Below are 2,852 nucleotides of genomic sequence, written 5' to 3'. Positions count from 1 at the left end.
TATCATCGTTGCCGGCGGGTCCGGTACCCGGATGCAGAGCGCTGTTCCCAAACAGTTCCTGGAACTATCCGGTAAGCCTGTATTGTACCACACCATTGCTGCTTTTGCTGCGGCGTTTCCGGATATGGAAATTGTACTGGTACTGCCTGAAGCCCATTTTACTTTTGCCAACCATCTCCTGCAGGCTTTTGATAAACTGCCGCACATCACTATTACCAAAGGCGGGGATACCCGTTTCCATTCTGTGAAGAACGGGTTACAGCTGGTAAAGCAACCTTCTGTGGTATTTGTGCACGATGGAGTGCGTCCGCTGGTATCCATTACGTTGATCCGTACCTGTTATGAAGCCGCCCTGGCCCATGGCAGCGCTGTTCCGGTGATTGAAATGAAAGATAGTATCCGGGAGATATCGGCCGGTGGTAATGCCGCTGTGGACCGCGATCGTTTCAGAATTATCCAGACACCGCAAACTTTCCTCTCCGAATTGATCCTGCCAGCCTTTGAATTGCCCTATGATCCGTTATTTACAGACGAAGCTACAGTAGTGGAACGTTTAGGTCACCCTGTACATTTGTTGCCAGGGGAAGAATCCAATATTAAAATCACCCGGCCGCTGGACCTTGCCGTTGCAGCCGTATTACTGAAAGAGCGGGAATAAGCGTATAACGGTAATGGGCATACGAAATAAATCTTCTACTGAAGCTCGCTAAACCCTATAGCCGCTGCCAGTATAAAGAAGATTCGTTTCATAAATGGTTGTTGCGATATGAAAACGAACTGGCAGCAGCGTTTGTTACAGGTATTAATTATTTAGCGGAAGCCGTTTCAGACAATCCTTTATTTATTTTAGCCAGGATCTGATGCGCTACGTCCATCGCCTGGAACCCGTCGATAGCATTAACGGCTACCGGTTTATTTTGCAGGATGCTGTCGCGGAACATTTCCAGTTCCATGCGGATCGCATTGGACTGTTTTATTTCCGGGTTATCAATGGCGATTGTTTTCCGGCCGCTGTTGGTTTCAATATCCAGGGTGAATAAGCCCTCATCTTCCGGTGTTTTGAGTTTGATGATCTCCGTTTTTTTATCCAGGAAGTCGATGCCTATATAAGCGTCTTTCTGGAAGAGGCGCATTTTGCGCATCTTTTTCAGGGAAATACGGCTGGAAGTAAGATTGGCCACACAGCCATTGCCAAATTCGATACGTACATTGGCAATATCCGGCGTGTCGCTCATTACCGCCACGCCACTGGCAGAAATACGGCTCACAGTAGATTTCACGATACTCAGCACAATGTCGATATCATGAATCATGAGATCGAGGATAACACTCACATCGGTACCGCGGGGATTAAATTCTGCAAGGCGGTGTACTTCAATGAACATGGGCTTGAGGTCGTAGCCTTTAAGCGCGAGGTAAGCAGGATTAAATCTTTCCACATGGCCTACCTGGAATTTGATATTTGCTTCTTCCACCAGTTTCACCAGTGTTTTGGCTTCTTCCATGGTGTTAGTCATGGGCTTTTCCACGAATATGTGTTTGCCGTTACGGATGGCCAGTTCACATAATTTGAAGTGCAGGGTGGTAGGAGCCACAATATCAATGGCGTCTACCGACTGTATCAATTCTTCCGCAGTGGTATACCGTGGAATATTATATTGCTCGGAGATGCTTGCTGCATTCGCATTGTTTGGATCATAGAAGCCTATTACTTCTACGTCTTTCATAGTGGCCAGTTGAGAGAGGTGTATCTTACCTAAATGTCCTACGCCGAAGAGTCCTATTTTGAGCATATGCAAAATGAATAAATATGTGCGAAAGTAAAACACATTTCGGGATTTATATCATCCCTTCTTCCGCAAGGCTGTAATACCCCGTTTCGGACACAATGATATGGTCCATTACCTGGATATCGAAGAGCATCCCCATATCTTTTATCCTGCTGGTGATCCGGAGATCTGCCTGGCTGGGACGGAGGCTGCCGGAAGGATGATTATGGCAGAGTAATAACTTGGTGGCGCCTGTATCAAGCGCTTCCCGGAAAATAATGCGGGGATCTACTACGGTGCTGGTGATGCCGCCCGTACTGAGATGGCGATAATGAAGCACTTTATTGGCATGACTGAGGAATAATACATGAAATGTTTCAAAAGGCTTATCTGCAAGCATGGGTTTAAAAAATAAGGCTGCGTCTGAACCACTGTTGATCACAGTTTTTTTATGAATGCTGCCTGCCTGTCGTCTGCGGGCCAGTTCCATAGCGGCCAATACGGTAACGGCTTTTGCATAGCCCACCCCGCGGAGCTTTTGCAGGCTTTTTACATTTATTTTTCCCAGTTCGGCAAGATTATTATCGGCCAGCCTCAAAACTTCCTTCGCCAGTTCCAGGGCTGATTTGCTTCTATGTCCTGTGTGAAGCAGAATGGCCAGTAATTCCGCGTCGCTTAAAGCGGAAGGGCCAATATTGATCAGTTTTTCTCTGGGCTTTTCATTTTCAGGCCATTTGCGAATAGCCAGGTGGGGAGCCGGGTTAACATCAACAAACATATTTATTCCATTTATCCAAATATACGAACCTATCATGAACCTTCTTTCCCCCAACCACATTTTTCTTTCCTAATACCAGCAGATCATTATAAAATCGTTATATTCGGTACCGATCGTTATGGGAATTTTTCGGGCCACCTTATCTTTTTAAACGTTATGAAAATGTGATAATTATAGTTGATGTTTAACAACTATGTGATTTGTATTTGAAAAAAATCAGGCTGGTACACCCAAAAAATCCTAGTTTTGCAACCTCTTTTCCACTAGTATCTAGTATGCAACCTTCAGTAAAAATTTTCACAGGC

At 45.4% G+C, this 2,852-nt stretch carries 3 protein-coding genes; 1 reads left to right on the top strand and 2 read right to left on the bottom strand.

The window, feature by feature from the left end; genetic code table 11:
- On the top strand, positions 1-658 hold a 658-nt coding region (locus VN105_RS21465), incomplete at its 5' end, for a 2-C-methyl-D-erythritol 4-phosphate cytidylyltransferase (protein ID WP_325644042.1).
- Positions 659-806: 148 nt separating this feature from the next.
- Here VN105_RS21465 and VN105_RS21460 read toward each other — a convergent pair.
- Positions 807-1,793 (bottom strand): Gfo/Idh/MocA family oxidoreductase, encoded by a 987-nt coding sequence (locus tag VN105_RS21460; protein ID WP_325644040.1) that lies wholly within the window; start codon positions 1,791-1,793, stop codon positions 807-809.
- 46 nt (positions 1,794-1,839) lie between these two features.
- Positions 1,840-2,547: a RadC family protein gene (gene radC, locus VN105_RS21455; protein ID WP_325644038.1), complete on the bottom strand. Its 708-nt coding sequence runs from the start codon at positions 2,545-2,547 to the stop codon at positions 1,840-1,842.
- Between the last annotated feature and the right edge of the window lie 305 nt (positions 2,548-2,852).

The organism is Chitinophaga sp. (assembly GCF_035564935.1).
In the GTDB taxonomy this organism is placed as follows: Bacteria; Bacteroidota; Bacteroidia; order Chitinophagales; family Chitinophagaceae; genus Chitinophaga.
Note: the sequence above shows the minus strand (reverse complement) of the source record. Positions and strands in the feature narration are given on the sequence as shown.